This window comes from Pseudoxanthomonas sp. LH2527, from assembly GCF_022539275.1.
Classification (GTDB): Bacteria; Pseudomonadota; Gammaproteobacteria; order Xanthomonadales; family Xanthomonadaceae; genus Pseudoxanthomonas_A.
The window spans coordinates 16,429-38,442 of sequence record NZ_JAKZBW010000023.1 but is presented as its reverse complement, the minus strand read 5'-3'; the positions used below and the strand labels follow the sequence as shown (position 1 = coordinate 38,442).

At 66.7% G+C, this 22,014-nt stretch carries 18 protein-coding genes; 8 read left to right on the top strand and 10 right to left on the bottom strand.

The features are described from left to right. Positions 1–91 precede the first annotated feature (91 nt). On the bottom strand, positions 92–676 hold the full coding sequence (locus MMG85_RS13060) for a diffusible signal factor-reguated Ax21 faimly protein (RefSeq protein ID WP_241046440.1): 585 nt from the start codon (positions 674–676) through the stop codon (positions 92–94). A gap of 282 nt (positions 677–958) precedes the next feature. Between MMG85_RS13060 and MMG85_RS13055 the strand changes: the two genes are divergently transcribed. Then, positions 959–1,381, top strand: coding sequence for a transposase (locus tag MMG85_RS13055; RefSeq protein ID WP_241046439.1), 423 nt, complete (start codon positions 959–961; stop codon positions 1,379–1,381). 247 nt (positions 1,382–1,628) lie between these two features. Here MMG85_RS13055 and MMG85_RS13050 read toward each other — a convergent pair whose 3' ends face one another. Genes MMG85_RS13050 through MMG85_RS13030 form a run of 5 tightly spaced genes read right to left on the bottom strand, consistent with a single transcriptional unit; the run spans position 1,629 to position 7,148 of the window. Beyond that, complete coding sequence (locus MMG85_RS13050; RefSeq protein WP_241046438.1) at positions 1,629–2,891, bottom strand: dicarboxylate/amino acid:cation symporter; 1,263 nt, start codon at positions 2,889–2,891, stop codon at positions 1,629–1,631. Beyond that, a complete protein-coding gene (locus MMG85_RS13045) occupies positions 2,888–3,676 on the bottom strand; it encodes a hypothetical protein (protein ID WP_241046437.1) in 789 nt (262 codons plus the stop codon). Before MMG85_RS13045 ends, MMG85_RS13050 begins: the two co-directional genes overlap by 4 nt. Next, complete coding sequence (locus tag MMG85_RS13040) at positions 3,676–4,533, bottom strand: MurR/RpiR family transcriptional regulator (protein ID WP_241046436.1); 858 nt, start codon at positions 4,531–4,533, stop codon at positions 3,676–3,678. Before MMG85_RS13040 ends, MMG85_RS13045 begins: the two co-directional genes overlap by 1 nt. Positions 4,534–4,587: 54 nt before the next feature. Next, complete coding sequence (locus tag MMG85_RS13035) at positions 4,588–5,685, bottom strand: dipeptide epimerase (RefSeq protein WP_055938250.1); 1,098 nt, start codon at positions 5,683–5,685, stop codon at positions 4,588–4,590. Beyond that, a complete protein-coding gene (locus tag MMG85_RS13030) occupies positions 5,682–7,148 on the bottom strand; it encodes an SH3 domain-containing protein (protein ID WP_241046435.1) in 1,467 nt (488 codons plus the stop codon). The genes MMG85_RS13035 and MMG85_RS13030 overlap by 4 nt, the downstream gene beginning before the upstream one ends. A 252-nt stretch (positions 7,149–7,400) precedes the next feature. Between MMG85_RS13030 and MMG85_RS13025 the strand changes: the two genes are divergently transcribed. The 7 genes from MMG85_RS13025 (at position 7,401) to MMG85_RS12995 (ending at position 19,609) form a co-directional block, all read left to right on the top strand. Further along, positions 7,401–8,822 (top strand): transglutaminase domain-containing protein, encoded by a 1,422-nt coding sequence (locus MMG85_RS13025; RefSeq protein ID WP_241046467.1) that lies wholly within the window; start codon positions 7,401–7,403, stop codon positions 8,820–8,822. Positions 8,823–8,871: 49 nt separating this feature from the next. Beyond that, complete coding sequence (locus MMG85_RS13020; protein WP_241046434.1) at positions 8,872–11,877, top strand: TonB-dependent receptor; 3,006 nt, start codon at positions 8,872–8,874, stop codon at positions 11,875–11,877. A 139-nt stretch (positions 11,878–12,016) separates the two neighbouring features. Further along, on the top strand, positions 12,017–12,775 hold the full coding sequence (locus MMG85_RS13015) for an N-acetylmuramoyl-L-alanine amidase (RefSeq protein ID WP_241046433.1): 759 nt from the start codon (positions 12,017–12,019) through the stop codon (positions 12,773–12,775). A gap of 329 nt (positions 12,776–13,104) precedes the next feature. Continuing rightward, entirely contained in the window at positions 13,105–15,984 is a 2,880-nt protein-coding gene (locus MMG85_RS13010) for a TonB-dependent receptor (RefSeq protein ID WP_241046432.1), read from the top strand. A 112-nt stretch (positions 15,985–16,096) separates the two neighbouring features. Next, positions 16,097–17,641 (top strand): serine hydrolase, encoded by a 1,545-nt coding sequence (locus MMG85_RS13005; RefSeq protein WP_241046431.1) that lies wholly within the window; start codon positions 16,097–16,099, stop codon positions 17,639–17,641. Between the two features lies 1 nt (position 17,642). Then, positions 17,643–18,347 carry a M15 family metallopeptidase gene (locus tag MMG85_RS13000; protein WP_241046430.1) on the top strand — a complete coding sequence of 235 codons (705 nt, stop codon included), beginning with the start codon at positions 17,643–17,645 and terminating at the stop codon, positions 18,345–18,347. After that, positions 18,344–19,609, top strand: coding sequence for an FAD-dependent oxidoreductase (locus MMG85_RS12995; protein ID WP_241046429.1), 1,266 nt, complete (start codon positions 18,344–18,346; stop codon positions 19,607–19,609). The genes MMG85_RS13000 and MMG85_RS12995 overlap by 4 nt, the downstream gene beginning before the upstream one ends. A gap of 3 nt (positions 19,610–19,612) precedes the next feature. On the opposite strand, the gene MMG85_RS12990 is transcribed toward MMG85_RS12995, so the two are convergent. The 4 genes from MMG85_RS12990 to MMG85_RS12975 all read right to left on the bottom strand — a co-directional run bounded on the left by MMG85_RS12990 (position 19,613) and on the right by MMG85_RS12975 (position 21,925). Then, on the bottom strand, positions 19,613–19,774 hold the full coding sequence (locus MMG85_RS12990) for a hypothetical protein (RefSeq protein ID WP_241046428.1): 162 nt from the start codon (positions 19,772–19,774) through the stop codon (positions 19,613–19,615). Between the two features lie 75 nt (positions 19,775–19,849). Then, positions 19,850–20,329, bottom strand: coding sequence for a tRNA (uridine(34)/cytosine(34)/5-carboxymethylaminomethyluridine(34)-2'-O)-methyltransferase TrmL (gene trmL / locus MMG85_RS12985; RefSeq protein ID WP_055941072.1), 480 nt, complete (start codon positions 20,327–20,329; stop codon positions 19,850–19,852). Positions 20,330–20,439: 110 nt separating this feature from the next. Further along, positions 20,440–20,820, bottom strand: coding sequence for a hypothetical protein (locus tag MMG85_RS12980; RefSeq protein WP_241046427.1), 381 nt, complete (start codon positions 20,818–20,820; stop codon positions 20,440–20,442). A gap of 400 nt (positions 20,821–21,220) precedes the next feature. Then, the gene (locus MMG85_RS12975) at positions 21,221–21,925 is read right to left on the bottom strand and encodes an SDR family oxidoreductase (protein WP_241046426.1); all 705 of its coding nucleotides are present in this window, start codon (positions 21,923–21,925) and stop codon (positions 21,221–21,223) included. Positions 21,926–22,014: the final 89 nt, after the last annotated feature.

Sequence of the window (22,014 nt, the reverse complement as noted above, 5' to 3'; positions counted from 1 at the left end):
GCGGACAAAGAAAAGCCCGGCCTTGGGGCCGGGCTTTGGGGTGCGACGCGGGGAGAGAGAGGGGACGCGTCGCGGGGAACGCTGTTGCGGATTACCAGCTGAAACGCGGACCCACGAACCACTGGGTGTCGCCGTCCACCAGCTTGACGTCGGCCGAGGCGCTCCAGTTCGGGGTGAACTTCACCTGCGCGCCGAGACGGCCATAGAACTCGCCGTCGTAGTCATCGCCATCTTCATAGCCGGCCAGGGCATAACCGTTGAGGCGGCTGGTCAGCGCGCTGTTCACGCCGACTTCCACGCTGTAGCCATCCGCGCTGAAGCTGGGCACGCGCACACCGGACGGCGTGCTGAAGCTGTCGGTCCTGGCCTTCTCGTAGGCCACGCGGGTCAGCAGGTCGACGCGCTGCGAGAGCTCGTGGTTGTAGCCAAGGCCGACGCGCCACTGGTCGAAATCGACGTTGACGTCGTCGACTTCCTGCGAGCTGTAGTCGGCGAAGACGTGGAAGTTCGGGTGCACGGCCACCGAGCCCTTCAGCGCCCAGCCATCGGCGTCGGGACCTTCGATGTTCGTCGCGGTGTAACCGCCTTCCACGTAGTTGTAGGAAACGCCCTCGGCGGCCGAAGCAGCGAACGGGGCGGCAGCCAGCAGGGTCAGGGCAAGCAAGGACTTCTTCATGGGACGTCTTTCTCTCTTGTTGTTGTGTGTCCGCAGCCTCGGGGGAAGCGGCGGTGGGCGAAGTATCCGCCTCAGCTCACAACAACTCCTGAATACCAAACTGACCAGTACATAAATTGGCCGGGCGTGATGGGAACTTCTGGCACAGGCGTGATCGCGGACATGGTCGATGCACGACGGATGTCCGCTTTCTCCGCCGCGCAGCGATGCAAGCAAGAAAGCGGATGGATTTCGCAGCGCGTGGATACGCGCAGGTTTTTTCCGGGCGTCAGGAGATACGCGATGATGGAAGAACGGAGCTGGGAGCAGGGGGTCGGTGCCGCAGAAGCGGAGATGGTCGATGCGTTCGCGGCCGTGCAGCTGGACCAGGCGCGCTGGGACGCGATCGTCGCGACGCTGCCGCCGCTCGTGCGCGCGCGCGCCGTCAACGGTGAGCGGACAAGGGCCTTTCTCGAAGCGGTGCTGTGGGTGGCCGTCACCCGGCAACCCTGGGGGCGCCTGCCGCGCATGTGGGGCCCGTGGCACAGCGTCTATGTCCGCTTCACGCGATGGGCGCAGGACGGCATCTGGGACGAAGTGATCGCGTCGCTGCACGCGCATGCGGACATCGCCGATCCGCTGCAGCGGCTTGTCGCCACCTATCTGGATTCGCGGCACCCTGCCTCGGTCGCCCGACGCGAAGGGCCTCGATTCACTCCGTTCTGAGGGTGGTCGGCGTTCGGCCTCGACGCCCGGGCTCGCGGATTGCTACGGACCAGCATGCGACATTGTCGTGGTCAGCCAATCGGTGGGCGTATCCGATCGTGGGCATACCGCATCTTGCGCGAGCAGTACATCAGCACTCGATGCATCGCGCTTCGCGTTGACGCGTTGCGCGCAGCTGGAACACCAGCGCGCGCCAGATCAAGTGTCGACGATCAGTCGCGAAGCCCTGCGAAGAACCCACCGGCACTCACTCGGCGTCTCCATCGCCATCGCGTGCATCCGGCGATTGGCGCGCCACGATGCTGGTGGCGGTGAGATCGCCGGTGACGTTGCCGGTGGTGGCGAACACATCGGGAATGGTGTCCACCGCCAGCAGCAGGCCCAGCGGTTCGATGGGCAGGCCCATCGACTGCGTCACCGGCATCACCGTGGCCATGAAGCTCACCTGCCCCGGCAAGCCGATCGAGCCCAGGCTGATCACCACCGCCAGCGCCGCACCGGCGGCCAGCGTCACCGCGTTCACGTCGATGCCGTAGGCCCACGCCACGAAACAGGCGGCGACGATGTACTGGATCGGGCTGGTGATGCGGAACAACGTCACCGCCATTGGCAGCACCAGTGCCGCAACGGCGCGCGGATGACCCAGGCGGAAGCGTGCGCTCTCGACCATCGCCGGCAACGACGCCAACGAAGACTGTGTGCTCGCAGCGACCACCTGTGCCGGCAGGATGGCTTTGGCGAAGGCGAGCGGCGACTGCCGCGCGAACACGGCCACCAGCACGTAGCAGATCAGCGTCGCGCCCAGGTACATGCCGCACTGCAGGGCGATGTAACCCGCAAGCGCACCGATCACGCCGATGCCGGCCTGCGCGCATACGGCGAGCACCAGTGCGAACACGCCGATTGGCGCGGCCAGCAGCATCCAGCGCACGATCACGATCATGGTGTCGGCGATGCCGTGGCAGAAGCCGATCACCTGCGCGCGGCGATCCTCCTGCACGCGCGTCAGTGCGAAGCCGAAGAACAGGGCGAACACCACCACCGGCAGCATCGCGCCCTGTGCCGCCGCCATGATGGCGTTGCTCGGCACGATGGAGCCGATCCAGTCGGCAAGTCCCGGTGCGGCCACGTCACCCGCGGCCGGCAGCGTGCCGTGCAGGGTAGCCTTCAGCGCTTCGCTGGGCGGCACCATCGCCAGCACCAGCGGCGCCACGATGGCCGCATAGGCGGCGAACAGCGACAGCAGCGCAATGAACACCACCATCGCCCGGCGCGCCACGCGCCCGGAGGCGGCGGCATCGCTGGCGGTCGCCACACCCAGGATCACCAGCGACAGCACCAGCGGCACGACCGTCATCTGCAGCCCGCTGAGCCACAGCTTGCCGATCGGCTGGGCGATGGAAACGGCGGTCGCCGCCGAGCCCGGCGATCCCTGCGCCAGCGACAGGCCGACGATGGCGCCGGCCGCGAGACCCAGCAGTACGCGCGCGGTGGCGCCCGGCCACCTCATCGTGCCGCCTCCGGCAACTGCCACTCACCGGCAAGACGGGCGTACTCGGTGCGCGGCAGCAGCACGAAGACCGGACGCGCGTCCGGACGCAGCCACGCCAGCACGTCGTCCATGGTGTCGGCCGCCATCGCCGTGCACCCCGCGGTCGGCTCGCCCGGCGTGCGCCACAGGTGCGCGAAGATGCAGCTGCCGGCGCGCGGCGTGGCCGTCGGGTTGTGGCCGATCACCAGGCCTTCGCGGTAACGCACATCGCCGTTGTTGTGCAGGTCCAGGCGCATGGGTTCGGTCGATCCTTTCGCGGCGGCTTCGCCCTCCGTGCGTGTGTCGATGATGCGGTTGTAGAGCGGCGAATCGGGCACGTCGATGCAGTAGCTGGTCGCTTGCATCGGGCGGTAGGGCATGGCCGTATCGGCCTTGTCCGCGTAGCCGAACGCCTCGCCCAGCGTGAACACCCCTGCCGGCGCGCGGCCATCGCCCTCCTGCTTCTGCGGACCCTGCGACTGTGCCGCATGCAAGCCCAGGCCCCATGCCGCGCCGTTGCGTCCCACCGAGACCGGCGCCGCCGTCGATGCGGCCTGCCAGTGTCCATCGCGCATCTCGAAGCGCTGCAGGGTACCGGCCGTGGCATCCCAGCCCTCGGTCACCACCAGCACCAGTTGTCGCGCATCGCGCCAGGGGTGCGGCGTCGGCGTTTCGACCGCCTGTGCGTTGATGCCGCAGGCGAGCATCACGGCGGCGAGGGCGAGCGAGCGCAGCGGGAAGCGCGTAAACAACGGTGTGGACATCACGACTCCAGCAGGTGATGGATGCGCTCGAGGTTGATGGCGAGCTGGCGGTTACGGTCCGGATTGGTCTGGCACAGCAGGACGAAGACGAAATCCAGCAACGACTGCAGCGAGGAGCGGTACAGCAGCTGCTCCACGTGCGGCGCGGGATCGTGCGCCGAGATCACCAGCGCGGCATCGGCATGCGCACGCAGCGGATTGGCGGTGTGGCGGGTGATCGAGATGACCTTGCCTTCGCAGGCCTGGAACTGCCGGCTGACCTGCGACAGCTCGGGCAGCTTGCCGAACTCGGAGAACATCAGCAGCACGTCGCCGGGTCGCGTGGCCGACAGGTTGGCCATCATCAGTATCGGGTCGGTATGGTGCACCGTCAGCACGCCCAGCAGCGAAAGCCGCATGGCGAACTCGCGCGCGAACAGGCCATCGTCGCCCAGGCCGCAGACGAACACCTTGTCGGCCCGGTCGATCAGCTCCACGATCGGCTCGATATGCGTGCGCGGGTTGAGGCTGCGGGTTTCCTCCTCGGCCGCCATCTTGCTGCGGCGCAGCCCATCCTGCAGCTGCTGGTAGGCGTCGCCGGCATCCTCCTTCTCCGCATCCGGCGGCAGCGTGTGGCCGTTGCCGTTGCGGGCGACCGCCTCGCCGATCGTGTACTTGAGGTCCGGATAACCCTTGAAGCCGAACTTCTGCGCGAACTTCACCACGCTCGACTGGCTGATGCCCAGCGCGCTGGCCAGCTGCTGCGAGGAGTAGTCGCGCAGCAGGTGCGCGTTGTCGAGGATGAAGTCGGCGATGCGGCGCTCGATGGCCGACATCTGGTCGCGTTCGGAACGGATCTTCACCAGGGGCGCTGTCATGGCATGAGTGTGATGGCGGTGGACGGGACTGACAACGGGCCATCGCCACCGGGCTCAGCCCGGCAGCATCTCCAGGCCGCGGATCTCGCGGATACCCAGGCCGGGCGCGTCGGTAATGGTGATTTCCGACTCGTTGAAGATCACGCCGCCCTCGACCGGGTTGAACTGGCCCAGCGACGGCCCGTCCAGGTCCACCTTGGTGATGACGTTGGCTTTCGCCGCCGCCACGTGCACGGCGGCGGCCACGCTGATGCTGGTCTCGATCATGCAGCCGATCATGCATTCCACGCCGTACAGCGACGCGATGTCGGCGATGCGGATGGCGTTGGAGATGCCGCCGGTCTTCATCAGCTTGATGTTGATGATGTCGGCAGCGCGCATCTTGATCAGGTCGATGACTTCGGTTGGCCCGAACACGCTTTCGTCCGCCATCACCGGCGTATGCACGCGGTCGGTGACGTACTTCAGGCCGTCCAGGTCGCGCGCTTTGACCGGCTGTTCCAGCAGTTCCAGCACGACGCCGGCGTCTTCCAGGTGCTGCATGGCGAAGACGGCCTGCTTGGCGGTCCAGCCCTGGTTGGCGTCCAGCCGCAGCAGCGCGCGGCCTTCCACGGCGGAATAGATGGCCTTGACGCGTTCGATGTCCAGGCCGATGTCCTTGCCCACCTTGATCTTCAGCGACTCGAAGCCGCGCTCCACCGCGCTGATCGAGTCGGCCACCATCTTGTCGATGTAGTCCACGCTGATGGTGATGTCGGTGGTGATGACCGGGTCGCCACCACCCAGCATCTTGTACAGCGGCGCGTCGTACAGCTGCGCCCACAGGTCGTACACGGCGATCTCGACCGCCGCCTTGGCGCTGGTGTTGCGCTCCAGCGCCGTCTGCACCAGCTCGGTGATGTGGTTGAGGTTGGCGACGTCCTGGCCGATCAGCCGCGGCCGGATGAACTTGCCGATCGCCTCGATGATCGAGCCGTGGGTGTCGCCGGTGATCACCGCCGTGGCGGGCGCTTCGCCGTAGCCGACGTGGCCGGTGTCGGTGTGTACGATCACCACGATGTCCTCCACCGTGTCGACGGTGCGCAGCGCGGTCTTGAACGGGGTCTTCAGCGGCACGCGCAGCATGCCGAATTTGATGTCGGTGATCTTCATGGTGCCCCTTGGGGACGGATGCGCTGGATGGCGGTGATGCGGTCGACGGTGGACTGCTCGCTGTTGAACAGCAAGGGTTCCAGCGGGGTGACCGCGACCGAATTGAGGGTGGTCCGCACGACCTTGCCGTCGGCGCCGCGGTAGGTGATGCCGGTGGTGTCGTGGATGGTGTAGGTGATGCCGTTGTCGTGGCCGATCACCATCATCACGTGGCCGGGAATGTAGACCAGGTCGCCGACCTGCAGGGTCTGCAGCACGGCGAGCCGCTTCTCATGGCGGTCGCCGGGCTCGAAACCGATCCGTTCCAGCGCCGGACTGACCGCCTGCGCGCTGGTGTTGCGCGGCAGCACGATGCCCATGCTGCGGTACACGTCGGACACGAAGCCGCTGCAGTCGCGGCTGTCGTAGCTGTGCCCCCAGCCGTAGCGCTCGCCGAGGAACTTGAAGCTCTGCCGCAGCAGGTTGGCAGGCGTGTACGGCAGGTAGTCGGGTGCGACATCGGCGGTGCGCGGCAGCAGCGCCGGCAGCAGCGCGAGCGCACCGTCGGCACGGCGCACCGGCAGCTGGATGACGTGCGAGGTATACGGGTGCTGCCCGTTCACCGGTTTGTCGGCCGGCCAGTCGGCCAGCACGGGCACCCGCACCCCCATGTCCAGCTGCAGCGCGGACAGGCCCGGTTCCTCGGGGTTGTAGACGGTCCTGGCGGTGGCGCCGGTCACCACCAGCGACGGGCCGCCCTTGCCGTAGCCGAACACGGTGTCGCGGCGGCCTTCGCCGACGAACTTCTTCTCGATCCAGGCCGCATACCGTGGGCTCACCACGAAGTACCAGTCGCCGTCGGCGCTGGTGTGCGCGATCACCACCGGTGTGCCGGGGAACAGTGCACTCTCCTGGAAGCGGTCGATATCGGTGTCGCCCGGGCTGCTGAAGACGCGCTGCCGGGTCGGGAACGTGCGCAGGTCGGCGCGCTGCACGACCAGGCCGTAACGCGCCGGTGCGGTCGCCGCCACCGCATCCACGGCGGCGTTGGCGACCATGGCCGCCAGCTGTGGTGGGCTGACCTCCACGCCCGTTTCGTCGTAGAGCGTGCGGGTTGGCGGCGCGGACAGCGGGTCCAGCCAGCCGCGGACCTGCGTGCGTGTCAGCTGCGCAGGCAGGTTTTCCAGGACATGGACATGACGGTCGCCCTGCCACAGCCGCGCGTTCTGTGCCGCCACGCCGGCACCGTCCAGCAACAGGCGTTCCGGCCTGGCCACGCGGCGGATCCAGTGCTCGGCCTGGAGATGCCGGTCCTGCACGCCGATGACGCCATGGGAGACAGCGGGGAGCGGTTCGCGTGCCTGCGCAGGGGCCGCCGTGGCCAGCACACCCAGCAGGGCGAGGGTTCCCAGCCCGCGCGTCATCACGGTGCGGCCGGGCGTGACCGGCCAGCCCGCGGGCCGATACGGCTTCGATACGTTCATTCGCTCCCCTCCGTCAGCCCGTCCACCATGACGCCATGCCATGGGCGGTTTCCACAAGAATATTTATTTCTTCCGCCACAAAAATCAAGAATAAATTATTGACCCTCACATTCATGCCGTGTTACACCTCCGTGACCAGTCGGCGTGGGGATGTGCGACGTGGATGCCAGCAACAGCCAGCACAGGATGACCGTACGCAGGGGGCGCGCCCGTCGCCGCCTGGCGGCGTGGCTGTCCCTGTGCGGGTGGCCGATGGTACTCCCGGTGCCCAGCCTGGCCGAGGCCGGCGATCCGCTCGCCACCATCGTGGCGGATATCGACACGGGCCGTTTCGAACACGCCGAAGCGGCCATCTCGCAGGCGCTGGGCGACGGCGACGCGGCCGCCGCCCACCTGCAGGCGCTTCGCTTCCAGCGGGAGCGCATGCGCCGCATCCGCCTCGACTTCAGCCTCGACGGCGCCACCGTGCGCGACCGCATCCGCGCGCAGGTGCCGGACCTGCGCGAGGACGAGTTCCAGCGCTGGGATCGGGCCGGCCTGATCGAGCGCCTGGACATCGACGGCGAGGCCCGTTACTTCAACCGGTCGGCATCCAACCTGTTCCGCCTGAGCCCGGAAGCCGCCGCGCGCCGCGTGCCGCCCGTGCGACCGTTCGCGCAGGGCCCGTACGAGTCGCTGCACCGCCATCATCGCGACGTGGTGCAGGTCGCCCGGGCGACGGGCGCGTCCAGCGTGCTGCCTCGGCGCGTGCGCATCACCCACACCCTGAGCGTGAAGTCCGATGCCGTGCCGGCGGGCGAAACCGTCCGTGTCTGGCTGCCGTATCCGCGCACGATCGCCGGCCAGCAGGAGGCGATCGTCCTGCTCGCCAGCCAGCCGGCGCGTCCGCAGGTGGCGCCGGAACGTGCGCTGCAGCGCACCGTCCATCTCGAGCAACCCGCCGTCGCGGGCCAGCCCACGACGTTCTCGGTGACGTACGAAGTCACCGTGCATGCACGCCGCGTGGCGATCGATCCCGAGCGGGTGGTGCCGGTGGTGGCGACGCCCGCGCTTGCGCCGTTCCTGGCAGAACGGGGGCCGCATGTGCTGTTCGGCGAGGAGCTGCGCCGTTTCAGCGAGCAGGTGGTCGGCGACGAGAAGAATCCCTATCGGATCGCACAGAAGCTGTTCGCCGCCGTCGACCGCATCCCGTGGGCGGGCGCGCGCGAGTACTCCACGATCAGCAACATCAGCGACTACGCGTTCCGCGCCGGCCATGCCGATTGCGGGCAGCAGACGCTGCTGCTCATCACCCTGCTGCGCATGAACGGCATTCCCGCGCGCTGGCAGTCGGGTTGGGCGTATTCCGAAGACGTGGAAGGCCACGACACCATGCACGACTGGGGCGCGCTCTACCTGGCGCCCTACGGCTGGGTACCGATGGACGTGACCACCGGCCAGCTGGATTCCGATGATCCGGCGCTGCGCTGGTTCTACCTCGGCGGACTGGACGCCTATCGCGTTGCCTTCAACGACGACTACTCGCGCGAGTTCATTCCCGCCAAGCAGCACATGCGGTCCGAGACAGTGGACCTGCAGCGCGGCGAAGCGGAATGGAGCGGCGGCAACCTCTACTTCGATCAATGGGATTACCGGTTCGAATGGACCGTGCTGCCCCGGGACGGGCGCGGCTGACGCCACCACCACACGTTTCAACCAACATCTTTAGCAGGAGAGAGCGGGGATGAAAGGCAAGGTTCTGAAGAAGGCGGCACTGGGCATCGCCCTGGGTGCATGCATCGCCACCATGGCGCCGCTGGCGATGGCGCAGAGCGCGACCGGCGCAGTCGCCGGGCGCGCGAGTGCAGGCGACCAGATCACGATCGTCAACAACGCCACCGGGGCGACGCGCACGGTGACCGTGGGTGCGGACGGAAGCTACCGCGTCACCCAGTTGCCGGTCGGCGACTACCAGATGCAGGTCAAGCGTGGTGGAGCGGACCTCGGCGACACGGTAGGTGTCAGCGTGGCGCTTGGCGGCACCACCACCGTCAACCTCGGCAGCGAGGGCGGCTTGGTAAACCTCAACGCGGTGCAGGTCGTGGGTTCGCGCGTGATCAATCGGGTTGACGTGCGTTCGACGGAGTCGGCGACGAACATCCGGCGCGAGGAACTGGCGCGGTTGCCGGTGGACCAGAGCGTTGAGTCGGTCGCGCTCCTCGCACCAGGTGTTGTTTCCTCGGGCGCCACCTTCGGTGGGTTGACGTTTGGCGGATCCTCGGTCGCGGAGAACGCGGTATACATCAACGGTCTGAACGTCACCGATCCCTACCGGCGCCAGGGCTTCTCTTCAGTGCCCTTTGCGTTCTATGAGGAATTCCAGGTCAAGACGGGTGGCTACTCGGCGGAGTTCGGCAGAACAACCGGTGGCGTCATCAACGCGGTGACGCGATCGGGCAGCAACGAATTCCGGGCGGGGACCCAGCTCACCATGCAGCCGAGGGCGTGGGCGTCGGATCAGAAAGACCGGTTTCATTCGGATGGCACCATTGACGAACGTGATCGTCGAAGCCGGGACGGTGGATCGACCTACAAGGCCAATGTCTGGGCATCAGGCGCCATCGTGAAGGACAAGCTCTTCTTCTTTGCGATGTATGAGAACCGTGACAGCAATCCCAGGGACATCGACACGATTGAGGCCTGGTACACGGACAGCAACAATGATTTCTGGGGCGGCAAGCTCGATTGGCAGATCAACGACGATCATCTCCTTGAGTTGCTGGCGTTCTCGGACAAGGCTGAATCCAGCACGAGTGCCTACGACTACGATTGGGACGCGGAAGCGCGCGGCGAGAAGACAGGCGAGAGCTATGTGGGCTCGGGCGGCGACAACTGGTCGCTGACGTACACCGGCCACTTGAGTGAGAATTTTGTCGCCAAGGCCATGTACGGCGTGAACGAGCGCAGCGCAACCGGCGGAAGTCCCTGGGATGCTGGTTGCAGCATCGTCAGTCGCTCAAGCACCTACAACGCGCTCTTCCCGCCGGCGACGACGCGTGAAGGATGCCACCCCAGCAATACCAGTGTCAGCAGTCGCTTCGACAAACGCGAAGCTGCGCGTCTCGATTTCGAGTGGGCACTCGGTGATCATCTGCTCCGCTTCGGCCTGGACCAAGAGGTCATGGACTCCACCAGCTCTCGCGTCTATCCCGGTGACGGCGTCAGCTACACCGCGATCGGCATTGCCGCCGACGAGGATGATCGGGATCTTCCGAATGGCGCCAGCGTGCCTGCTGGCGTGACGGCCTATATCGATGCCCGGCGCTACATCACGGGTGCGCCCGTGACCACGGAAGCGCAAGCGGTCTACATTGAAGACACCTGGAACGTCACGCCCAACTTGCTGCTGAATCTCGGTCTACGCGCGGACAAGTTCCACAACAAGCTCGCGTCGGGAGCCACCTTCGCCAAAGCCGACTTCGGCGACATGATTTCTCCGCGATTGGGCTTCAGTTGGGACATGAGGGGCGATGGCACGACGAAGATCTTCGGCAACGCGGGTCGCTACTACATTCCGATCACCAACAAGCTTACGGATTACTTCGGCGGCGGGACCACGGACGAGCATACCTACTATGTCCTCAACGGCTGGGTCGAGCGCACCGACCCGGTGACCGGCGCGTCCTACCTCTTCCCGGACGTTGGCCAGCAGCTGGGGCCCGTCAATACCGAGGGCAACGTGCCCGCCCCCGACGATGTCCGCACCGCGGTGGCGAAGAACCTCAAGCAGGTCTTCCAGGATGAGTACATTCTCGGTTTCCAGCAGGCGATCAATCAGGCCTGGTCATGGGGTGTCAATGCGACTTACCGGAAGGTCACCCGGGCGGTCGAGGACGCGCGCATCAACCACGTCGAGGGCTGCGACTGGTACTCGGGCGATTGGCCCATCATCAATCCTGGAGAGACGACCACACTGTGGTGTCCCGATACCGAAGACTGGGTGACGTTCGACAGCTCGCAGGACGGCTATGTCGCGCTCGGCAGTGGCCTGGTCATGGGCTACAAGAAGCCCAAGCGCACCTACAAGGCCGTGGAATTCCAGATCGACCGCGCCTGGGATGGCAAGTGGGCATTCAATGCGTCCTACCTATGGTCGAAGTCGGAGGGCAACATCGAGGGGCCGGTCAATTCCGACACGGGTTACAACGACACCAATCTCGTCCAGTACTACGATCATCCGGCCGTAAACGAGCGCTACGGCGTCCTGTTCAATGATTTCCGCCACCAGATCAAGCTGCGTGGCAGCTACAAGCTCAACGAGATGTGGAGTTTCGGCACGACCATTTCGGCGCGCTCGGGCGGCCCCATCACGGCCTTTGGCGTGCGTTGGCCCAACGACAACCGGAGCGCGGGCGGTCCTGGCGAGTTCAGTGGCGGCGGCTCGGGCTGGATCTGCGTTTCGGCTTGCAGCGACTGGACAACACGCGAACTTGTCTACACCGGACGGGGGGCTTTTGGCCGCATGCCCTGGGTCTACGATGTGGGCGCCAATGTCACTTGGACGCTTCCGGTCGAAGGGGTCGACCTCAAGGCGCGGCTGTCGGTCTACAACCTGCTCAACAAACAGACGGTAATCAACGTGCACTCGCGCTACGAAAGTACGCCAGGCAACGAGATGCCCTACTTCGGCGAAGGGACGGTGTGGCAATCCCCACGCTATGCACAACTCGTGGTGACCTGGAACTTCTGACCGCACGCTGCATGTGGTGGAAGTGGTGTTTCTCCCATGGCTTGCCGTTCTCGGCAGGCCATTCTTTGTCCGCGGCATGGCTACCCGCCAACGCGGCCCGTGCTATTCCTGCACCCACGTCCATCGCGAGGTCTCCAACATGACGATGCTTTCCCTCTCCCTGCGACGCAGCGTCGCCATGCTGCTGCTGGTCCTCCTGCTCGGCGCCTGCGCCCATTCCGGCCCGCGTAATCCGCTCGCCACCTGGGTGCCGTCGAAGAACTTCGACGAGCGGCGTCCGGTGGTCATCGTGCTGCATTACACCGAGCAGGACTCGGTGGAGCAGTCGCTGGACACCCTGCGCAGCCGCAACAGCGGGGGACGCGTCAGCTCCCACTACCTGCTGGGCAAGGACGGCAAGGTCTACCAGCTGGTCAGCGATTCGCGGCGCGCCTGGCATGCCGGCGCCGGTCGCTGGGGTGCGATCACCGACGTCAACAATGCGTCCATCGGCATCGAGATCGACAACGACGGCAAGAGCCCGTTCCCCGACGCGCAGATCGACAGCCTGATCGTGCTGCTGCGCGACCTGACGCAGCGCCTGCGCATCCCGACGACGCAGATCATCGGCCATTCCGATCTCGCGCCGTCGCGCAAGATCGACCCGGGTCCCCTGTTCCCGTGGAAGCGTCTGGCCGACGCCGGTTTTGGCCTGTGGCCGCGCGAGGGCATGGGCGAGCCGCCGCCCGGTTTCGATCCGTGGCTGGCGCTGCAGGCGATCGGGTATTCCGTCGACAACCGTGCCGACACCGTGCGCGCCTTCCACCACCGCTTCCGCGGCAGGGAAGGCACCGAACTGGATGCGGAAGACCTGCGCATCCTGCATGCGTTGACGGCGCCCGCGACAGCAACGCCGTGACGGACAGGAATATTCAAGTCGATTTTTTCGCGATGCAAGAATAATTTATTGACTGCGGTCATGGTGCGTGCTAAACCGCCATCACAGGGGTTTTGCCGGCAGGGGTGCCGGTGTGGTTCCGTTTCAACAGGCAATCTGTGGTGCGCATCCGGGATGGAATGCGCAGCAAGGCGCGAATGGGGAGCCATCCGGGCCGGGGATCGACGAACGATAGCGACGCCGTCCTGCGCAAGCGAAGGTGTCGCACCCGGAACGGCGCGTCGAGCGCATCGCAGTTCCAGTACATCCGTCGCGCGCACCGCGCGTTCCAGACTTCAGAGGAGATCCGCATGTCCGCTCGACGCCGTTCGCCCAGGCCCACCCATCTCGCTACCGCCATCCTGCTGGGACTGGCCATTCCGGGCGTGGTGTTCGCGCAGGAAGAAGCCCCGGCCACCGGCGCCCGCACCCTGGACACGGTGACCGTCACCGGCTCGCGCATCAAGCGCACCGACGTGGAAGCGGCGCTGCCGATCACCATCATCCAGAAAGCCGAGATCGAAGCGCAGGGCATCACCTCGGCCGAGCAACTGCTGCAGTTCCTGAACATCGCCAGCAACGGCTCGGACAGCCTGGCCTCCAATGCGGGCATCGCGCCGGCGGACCTGCGCGGCAACAACGGCGTATCCGGCGCCAACCTGCGCGGCCAGGGCGCCGATGCCACGCTGGTGCTGCTCAACGGTCGCCGCGTCGCGACCCATGGCCTGCGCGGCCAGGCGGTCGATCTGAACTCGATTCCGTTCGCCGCCATCGACCGCGTCGAAGTGCTGCGTGACGGCGCCTCGGCGGTGTACGGCACCGACGCCATCGGCGGCGTGATCAATTTCATCACCCGCAGCGACTACCAGGGCATCACCGTCAATGCCGGTTTCGACGTCACCCAGGACGGCGGCGGCAACATCTACACCTACAGCGTGCTGGGCGGCATGGGCGACATCGACGCCGACGGCTGGAACGTCTGGGGCACGATGAACTATCGCGAGAACGAGATCCTGCTGGGCACGGATCGCGACTTCTCCAACACCTTCCAGCCCGAGCGTGGCCTGTCGCCGGATACACGCGGCACGCCCTTCGCCACCGTCACCAACATCGCCGGCGGCATCATCACCGGCAGCCTCGTGGACCCGGCCGGCGGCGGCAACCAGGGGCTCATCAACATCCTCAACCTGCCCGGCGCGGCCGGCTGCGAAGCCGGCGGCGACCTGATGGGCCCGTACGCCTACCGCCTGTGGGGCGTGGCGAATTCCAAGTACGCCTGCGCCTGGGACTACCCGGCCGCGCAGGTCATGCAGCAGCCGCAGGAGAGCATGCAGGCGCTGGGTCGTGCCACGTTCAAGATCAGCGACAACCATCGCTTCTATGCCGAAGCGATGGCGTCGCGCTCGGAGTCCAACCGCCAGTTCGAGGCGCAGCAGATCACGTCGAGCACATCGACGGCGGCATCGGCGCTGGGACCGAGCACGTGGTACCCGTTGAACGGGAACACCACGGCGACCTACAACATGATCTACAACGCGCTGGCCAGCTACTTCGGCCCCGCCAACCTGGTCTATGGCCGGCCGATTCCCTACCGCTGGCGCTGCGAGGTCTGCGGACCGCGCCAGATCGAGACCACCACCAAGGCGTACCGCTTCCTGGTGGGCGTGGACGGCACCATCGGCAGCTGGGACTACGACGTGGGCCTGTCGCGCGCCTCGAGCGAGGCCGAATCGGTACTGGGCAGCGGCTACTACTTCACCCCGGCGTTCAAGGCGGTGCTGGGCAGCGGCCTGCTCAATCCCTTCCTGATGCCCGGCCAGCAGCACGATCCGGCGGGCGTGGCGGCCTTGCAGGCCGCGTCCGCGGCGGGCGTCCGCCTGTACGGCGGCGAGTCCACCGTCACCACGCTGGATGCGGCCTTCTCCGGCGGCCTGGGTTTCAATCTGTGGGGCGGTGAAGTGATGGCGGCGGTCGGTGTCGACCTGCGTCGCGAAGAGTTCGAGTTCGGTTCCACCGCGGACGGCATCGTGCTGGACAACAGCTACATCTTCGGTGCGCCGTTCGATGCCACCAACAACCTGCCCAAGGTGTCGCGCGACGTGAAGGCGGTCTATGCCGAAGCCTTCCTGCCGGTGTTCGACAGCCTGGAAGTGAGCCTGGCGGTACGCCGCGACGATTACGACGGGTTCGGCAGCACGATCAACCCGAAGTTCTCGTTCAAGTGGCAGCCCATCGATTCGCTGGCCTTCCGTGGCGCGATCAGCGAAGGCTTCAAGGTGCCGGAGTTCACCAAGCTGTTCAGCGGCGTCACTGAAAGTCCGTATACCGGCTTCGACCTGGCCGATCCGGCAACCTGTCCGTCCGGCGCAGCAAACCCCGCCGTGCCGGGCTGCGAAGCCATCCAGCCCGCCATCCTCACCGGTGGCAAGGCTGACCTGCAGCCGGAAACCTCGGATCAGAAGAGCTTCGGCGTGGTGTTCGCGCCGAGCGACTGGTTCAACATCAGCCTCGACTGGTGGGAGATCGAGCGGACCAACACCATCCGCACGCCCAACCAGGCGACCTTGATCTCCAACTACGACCTCTTCGTCGACAACTGGATCCGCGACGCCGGCGGCGAAGTGGTCGCGATCGACCGCCGCTTCATCAACTCGGGCGGCACCCTGATCAGCGGTGTGGAAGTGGACGCCAACCTCACCGGCGAACTGGCCGGCGGCAGGTGGCGCCTCAACCTCAATGGCAGCTACATCGACAACTTCCAGGAGAAGGCGCTGGAGAGCTCGCCCTATGGCGACAACCTGGTGGGCAAGTACGTCCGCTACTACAGCCTGCCGCTGAAGTGGAAGCACACGCTCGGCTTCAGCTGGGCCAAGGGCGACTGGTCGCACACGCTGACCCAGATCTACCGCGACGGCTACAAGGACGAACTGCCGGTCAGCGTGAGGAACGGCAGCTTCATTCCGGAAGACTGGAATCCGGATGTGGACGACTACATCACCTACAACTACAGCGTGGGCTGGACCGGTCTGGAGAACGCCAAGTTCACCCTCGTCGTGCGCAACCTGCTCAACGAGGATCCCCCGTTCACCGCCCACCAGAACGACTTCGCCTCGGGCGCGGCGTGGGAACCGCGTGTCGCCGATCCGCGCGGCCGCTCGTTCGCGCTGATGGTCGAGTACAAGTTCGACTGACCCGATCCGCCCACGGATCGCCCGGACGTCAGGGCCGTCGCCGGCATTCGGCGGCGGCCCTCCTGCTTGCGGGTGCCCGCACCTGCCGTCGCGCAGAACACCGAGTCATGCCATGAAGCGTCTTCTTGTCCTGCTTGCGCTGTCGTCGCCCACCGTGCATGCGGCGCCCGACACCGACACGTTCGACACGGCCGTGCAGCAGACGTTCGACCGCTACCAGCTGCCCGGCCTGGCGGTCGGCATCATCCGCGATGGCGAGGTCGTCTACACGCGCACGCGGGGTGAGCTTCGGGCCGGTGGTGGCGAGAAGATCGACAACGCCACGCTGTTCAAGATCGCCTCCAACAGCAAGGCGATGACCGCCGGTGTGCTGGCGCGTCTGGTGGATGCCGGCAAGCTGAAGTGGGACGACCCGGTCACCAAGCATCTGCCGCAGTTCCGCATGCACGATCCGTGGGTCACGCAGCAGATGCAGGTGCGCGACCTGCTGATCCACAACAGCGGGCTCGGCCTGGGGGCGGGCGACCTGATGCTGTGGCCGGAGCCCAACCGGTTCACTCGCGACGACATCATCGCCGGCCTGCAACACCTCAAGCCGACCCACAGCTTCCGCTCGGCCTATGCCTACGACAACCTGCTGTACGTGGTGGCTGGCGAGGTCGCCGCCGCGGCCGGGGGCGCCACGTACGAAGACCTGGTGAAGCGCGAACTGTTCCAGCCGCTCGGCCTGTCGCGTTGCCAGGTGGGCGAATGGAACCGCGTGCAGGTCGGCAATGTGGCGCAGCCGCACATGCGCACCTCGCAAGGTAATCGTGTCATCCGCGAGGACGGCGACGTCGTCCCGAACGTCACCTCGATGGCGGCCGGCGGCATCCGCTGCAGCCTGGACGACATGCTGGCCTGGATGCGCATGTGGCTGTCGCCCGAGGCGTCGCCTGCCTGGCTGTCGCCGGCGCAGCGCAAGGCCGTCTGGACCGCGCACATGCCCATGCCGGTGAGCGCGCGGATGCGCGCCTGGGACAACAGCCATTTCTCCGCGTATGGCTACGGCTGGCGCCTGTCGGACGTGGATGGTGCGTGGAAGGTGGCACACACGGGCACGCTGGCCGGCATGTATTCGTCGGTCATCCTGTTGCCCGACCAGCGCACCGGCATCGTCATCCTGATCAATGGCGAAGGCGAAGCCGCGCGCACCGTGCTGGGGCAGGTGCTGACCAAGCACTTCACCGCGCCGCAGTCCTCGCCCACCGTGGCGCACTATGCGGCGCTGCTGGAGCAGGAACGTGTGGGCGATCGCGCCGCCAGGCCGAAACCGGATACGCGTGACCGCAAGGTCGCGGGCGTGGCGTCGCTGGCGACGTGGACCGGACACTACCGCGACCCGTGGTTCGGTGACGTGGCGTTGTGCCCGGAAGGCAAGCGCGTGCGCTTTGTCGCTGCACGATCGCCGATGCTGAGCGGCACGGTGATGCAGGTGGGTGAGCGCTGGCTGGTGGACTGGGACGAGGACAGCGTGGATGCCGAACCGTGGTTGCACTTCACGGCCGCGCAGGCGGACGGTGACGCCGGACTTACACTGTCGCATGTCGATCCCGACGCCGACTTCAGCTACGACTATGCCGACCTCGACTTCCGCCGCACGCAGGCCTGTCGCTGACATGCGCGGCGCCTGGCTGCTGTTGTGCGTGCTCCCGTGGCTCGGCGCCTGCGCCGCCGCGCCGGACGTGCGCGTGTTGCCCGCGCGGGACGCGGCCGAGGTGGATCTGGTCGATGCGGCCAGCCTCGTGCCCGGGCTGCAGCAGGACATCCGCTATGCCGGCGGGAACAACTTCGTCGGCGCGCCCGTCACCGGCTACGAGGCACCGAAATGCCTGTTGCTGGCGCCGGTCGCGCAGGCACTGGCCCGTGTGCAGCAGGACGTGGCGCGCGACGGCCTGTCGCTGAAGGTGTTCGACTGCTACCGGCCGGTGCGCGCGGTGAAGCACTTCGTCCGCTGGGCGCGCGATCCGGCCGACCAGCGCACCAAGCCGGCGTACTACCCCAACCTGGAGAAGGCGCGCCTGCTCGACGGTTACATCGCCGAGACGTCCGGGCACAGCCGGGGCGCGACGCTGGACGTGACGCTGGTGCGTTGCGCGGACGGCGACTGCGTCGAACTGGACATGGGCACGCCGTTCGACTTCTTCGATCCGCGCGCCAATACCGCGCACGCGTCCATCACCGACGAACAGCGCCGCCACCGCGAGCAACTGGTGCAGGCGATGGCGCGGCATGGCTTCCAGAACTATGCGATGGAATGGTGGCACTTCACCTTCCGTCCCGAACCCACTCCCCGCACCGCCTACGACGTTCCGATCCGATGAGCGCTTCCCCTTCTTCCCTCTCGCCGCGGACCTGCGATGTCGCGGTGATCGGCAGCGGCATCGTCGGTCTGTCGACGGCGCACCACCTGCTCGATCGCGGGCTGTCCTGCACGCTGATCGATGCCAAGGGCCCCGCCGGCGAGACCTCGTTCGGCAACGCCGGCTCCATCTCGGTCGGCAACGTGATGCCGCAGTCCACCCCGGGCATCGTCGTGAAGGCGCTGCGCATGCTGGCCAACCCGCTGGCGCCGCTGAAACTGGACTGGGGCGTCAGCCCGTCGTACGCGCGCTGGCTGCTGCAGTTCCTCAACCAGGGCCGGATGCAGCATGTGCTGCCGATCATCGATGCGTTGAACGCGATCAACACCGCCTCGCGCGGGGCCTGGCTGGACCTGGGCGAACGGATCGGCGCGAGCGAACTGGTCGCACATACCGGTTACCTGCACGTCTACAGCGAGGACGCGACGTTCGCGAAGGGCGAGTGGGAACGCGGACTGATGCGCGAGCGCGGGGTGGCGTTCGACGTGCTGGATGCGGCCCAGCTTCGCGAGCTGGAGCCTGGCATCGGCCAGGGCTTCCAGCGCGCGGTGTTCCAGCGCGACTCGCTGGCGATGCGCGACCCCGGCGCGTTCTGCCGGCGCCTGTTCGATGACCTGGTCGCACGCGGCGCGGACGCGCTGATTGCCCGCGTGTCGGCGATCGCGCGGCAAGGTGATGGCTATCGGGTGGAGACGGACCACGGCCCGGTGCATGCCGGCCGCGTCGTCGTAGCCGCCGGAGCATGGAGCAACGCGTTGCTGCGTCCGTTCGGCCTGAAGATCCCGGTGATCCCGGCGCGCGGCTACCACCTGATGTATCCGCAGGCACGCGCGGTGGTGCAGCGTCCCACGCTGTGGGCCGAGCGCTACATGGTGGTGTCGCCGATGCAGGCGGGCATCCGCATGACCAGCATCAAGGAACTGACCGCGCTGGGCCGCGATCCGCACTATGCGCTGATCCACCGGCTCGACCCGGAAGCGCGCACGCTGTTTCCCGGCATCACCGGCGAACCGGTCTCGGAATGGGCAGGCAATCGTCCGTGCACGCCGGATTCTTTGCCGATCATCGATCGCGTGCCGGGCGAAGGCATTTTCGTCGCCACCGGCCACGGTCACCTGGGACTGACGCAGGGCCCGGTGACCGGCAGATTGATCGATCAGATGATGGCGGGCGAGCCGAGCGATATTCCACTGGCGCCCTACGGACTCGCGCGTTTCGACTGACCTCTACCGGTCGAGGGAATCCTTCATTTTCCTGGCTATGTCGACCAGCGCCTGTGCGCTGCGCTCCTGCGCCTTGACCAAACGCGTCGCCAGCACGATCAGGTAGATCGCGATGCCGATGAGCGTGAGTACGTAGAGGGACATGAAGACGATCGTGGGCGTCATGCTGCAGGGTCCTTGGCTGTGCCGATACGGTCCGGCGAGGTTAGGGTGCGCGCCTGCAGGCGTCTACGACTCAGGTCACGCGCCGCCGACAAACCCCGCCTGCCGCCACGCTTCGAACACCACCACGGCGACCGTGTTCGACAGGTTGAGGCTGCGGTTGTCCGGGCGCATCGGCAGGCGGATGCGCTGGTCGTCCGGCAGGCCGTCCAGCACCTCCTGTGGCAGGCCGCGCGTTTCGGGGCCGAACAGGAAGGCGTCGCCCGGCTGGTAGGCAGGTCGGTCGTGGCGGACGGTGCCGCGGGTGCTGAGAGCGAACACGCGCCGGGGGCGGATGCGCTGCAGGGCCGCATCGAGCGAGGCGTGGACCTGCAGCGTGGCGTATTCGTGGTAATCCAGGCCGGCGCGCTTGAGCTGCTTGTCTTCCAATGCGAACCCGAGCGGTTCGATCAGGTGCAGCCGCGCGCCGGTGTTCGCGCAGAGGCGGATGGCATTGCCGGTATTCGGGGGAATTTCCGGCTGGTACAGCAGGACGTCGATGTCCAGGGTGTCGGTCATGGCGCGCATTCTACGCGGCGCTGCATGACCTCACGGGCGGGTGGTGCGGTGGAACTCCGGCCGCCGCCGGCTTGCGTGACGACACAGGGGGAACGAGTACCGCCTGCGACTCAACGCGAAGCCAGCTGGCCTGCCAGCACGCCCGCCTGCACCGCGATCTGCTGCATGTCATCGGCCGAGGGACGCACGGTGACCACCGGCATGTCGACCACGCGGACGGCCTGCTGGGCGAAGAACTGGGCCAGGTCTTCGGCGGCCGGGGTCACGGTGATCGTGGCCAGGTCGACGATCCTGGCGTCCTTGTAGGTGCGGTAGTGGGCCAGATCCGCGGCGTCCGGCGTCACGGTGACGGTCGGCAGGTCGACGATGCGCTCAGCCTGGGCGACGGCGCCCTGCGGGTTGTCGGCGTGGGTGGCGGAGACGACCATGGCACCGGCGCACAGGGCGAACACGGCGGCGGCGGTCAGGGGGAGGAGGTGTTTGGCGTTCATTGTCATGCCTCTGTAGTGATGTTGTTGGGTGGTGTTGTAGTAAGGTAGTACACCTAAACGCAGTGATCAAGCAAAACCTGCTGTTTTGGTGAGTTGATTCAGGCTTCAGTCAGTTTGGGTGGGGTGCTGCGCGTTCTTGTTATGGGTTACGCAGAAACCGTGCCAGTCTTAAGCTGTTGATTCGTAAGTGTTCCGTGGTGCTTCCTGCGTGTCCGCTGTCCGGGATCGCTGTCCGTACGGCTGTCCGTCCTGCTTGAACCGGGACGTGCCGGGGCGTCCGATGTGACCTCGAACACGCCGCTTCGCCCCACGCCCGGTCATTCCGGTACGTAGGGGTTTGGATGCCATTCAACTCGGAAGCGTTGCGCTGCGCAGGGAGGGGCGCAGCGAACGTTCAGCTTCACCAGGGCAGCGGGTCGCCCTGCCAGTCGAGGAAGCGCCCGCTGTCCGCAGGCGTGAGATGGTCGATCACCCGCAGCAGGCCGCTGACGGACTCCGCCACGGAGAGGGCGGCGTTGTCGCCGCCCATGTCGGTGCGCACCCAGCCGGGATGCAGCGCCACGACCTTGATGCCGCGCGATGACAGCGCCTGCGACAGCAACGAGGTCGCCATGTTCTGTGCCGCCTTGCCGATGGCGTAGCTGGGCGTGCGGAATTCCTGCCGCAAGGCGATCGAGCCGATCTCGGAGGAGATGTTGGCCACCACGGCGCCATCGGCAAGCTGGGGCGCCAGCGACTGCGTGAGCAGGAACGGTCCCGCGGCGTGGGTATGGAAGCTGGTGTCGAGGTCGGTGGCGGCGACTTGGCCGAAGCGCTCGCCGCCACGCAGCACGCCGGCATTGTTCACCAGCAGGTGCAGCGGTTCCTCATCGGTGACCAGGGGCAGCTCGTGCAGCAACGCGTCGCGGCTGCGGGCATCGGCCACGTCCAGCGGCAGCACGTGCAGGCGGCCCGGATGTTCGGCGGACAGCCGGTTCAGCGCGGTCGCCTTGCCGGGATGGCGGCAGGTCGCCACCACGTGCCGCTGGCGGGCCAGCAGCTGGGAGGCCAGTTCCAGGCCCAGGCCGCGATTGGCCCCGGTCACCAGACAGTGCTTGCGGTCCATGTTCGCCTCCACGCGGGGGTCGGGGGCACCGGCACGGCGGCGCCCATGCCGTCGGTCATGTCTTGTGGCCTAGTGTAATGACCCCGGGC

What these genes read in the sequence shown, in the direction of transcription:
- MMG85_RS13060 (WP_241046440.1), bottom strand. Translation starts at nt 676, where the DNA reads ATGAAGAAGTCCTTGCTTGCCCTGACCCTGCTGGCTGCCGCCCCGTTC.
- MMG85_RS13050 (WP_241046438.1), bottom strand. Translation starts at nt 2,891, where the DNA reads ATGAGGTGGCCGGGCGCCACCGCGCGCGTACTGCTGGGTCTCGCGGCC.
- MMG85_RS13040 (WP_241046436.1), bottom strand. Translation starts at nt 4,533, where the DNA reads ATGACAGCGCCCCTGGTGAAGATCCGTTCCGAACGCGACCAGATGTCG.
- MMG85_RS12990 (WP_241046428.1), bottom strand. Translation starts at nt 19,774, where the DNA reads ATGACGCCCACGATCGTCTTCATGTCCCTCTACGTACTCACGCTCATC.
- MMG85_RS12975 (WP_241046426.1), bottom strand. Translation starts at nt 21,925, where the DNA reads ATGGACCGCAAGCACTGTCTGGTGACCGGGGCCAATCGCGGCCTGGGC.
- MMG85_RS12980 (WP_241046427.1), bottom strand. Translation starts at nt 20,820, where the DNA reads ATGAACGCCAAACACCTCCTCCCCCTGACCGCCGCCGCCGTGTTCGCC.
- MMG85_RS13045 (WP_241046437.1), bottom strand. Translation starts at nt 3,676, where the DNA reads ATGTCCACACCGTTGTTTACGCGCTTCCCGCTGCGCTCGCTCGCCCTC.
- MMG85_RS13005 (WP_241046431.1), top strand. Translation starts at nt 16,097, where the DNA reads ATGAAGCGTCTTCTTGTCCTGCTTGCGCTGTCGTCGCCCACCGTGCAT.
- MMG85_RS13010 (WP_241046432.1), top strand. Translation starts at nt 13,105, where the DNA reads ATGTCCGCTCGACGCCGTTCGCCCAGGCCCACCCATCTCGCTACCGCC.
- MMG85_RS13030 (WP_241046435.1), bottom strand. Translation starts at nt 7,148, where the DNA reads ATGAACGTATCGAAGCCGTATCGGCCCGCGGGCTGGCCGGTCACGCCC.
- MMG85_RS13055 (WP_241046439.1), top strand. Translation starts at nt 959, where the DNA reads ATGATGGAAGAACGGAGCTGGGAGCAGGGGGTCGGTGCCGCAGAAGCG.
- MMG85_RS13035 (WP_055938250.1), bottom strand. Translation starts at nt 5,685, where the DNA reads ATGAAGATCACCGACATCAAATTCGGCATGCTGCGCGTGCCGCTGAAG.
- trmL (WP_055941072.1), bottom strand. Translation starts at nt 20,329, where the DNA reads ATGACCGACACCCTGGACATCGACGTCCTGCTGTACCAGCCGGAAATT.
- MMG85_RS13015 (WP_241046433.1), top strand. Translation starts at nt 12,017, where the DNA reads ATGACGATGCTTTCCCTCTCCCTGCGACGCAGCGTCGCCATGCTGCTG.
- MMG85_RS13020 (WP_241046434.1), top strand. Translation starts at nt 8,872, where the DNA reads ATGAAAGGCAAGGTTCTGAAGAAGGCGGCACTGGGCATCGCCCTGGGT.
- MMG85_RS13025 (WP_241046467.1), top strand. Translation starts at nt 7,401, where the DNA reads ATGGTACTCCCGGTGCCCAGCCTGGCCGAGGCCGGCGATCCGCTCGCC.
- MMG85_RS13000 (WP_241046430.1), top strand. Translation starts at nt 17,643, where the DNA reads ATGCGCGGCGCCTGGCTGCTGTTGTGCGTGCTCCCGTGGCTCGGCGCC.
- MMG85_RS12995 (WP_241046429.1), top strand. Translation starts at nt 18,344, where the DNA reads ATGAGCGCTTCCCCTTCTTCCCTCTCGCCGCGGACCTGCGATGTCGCG.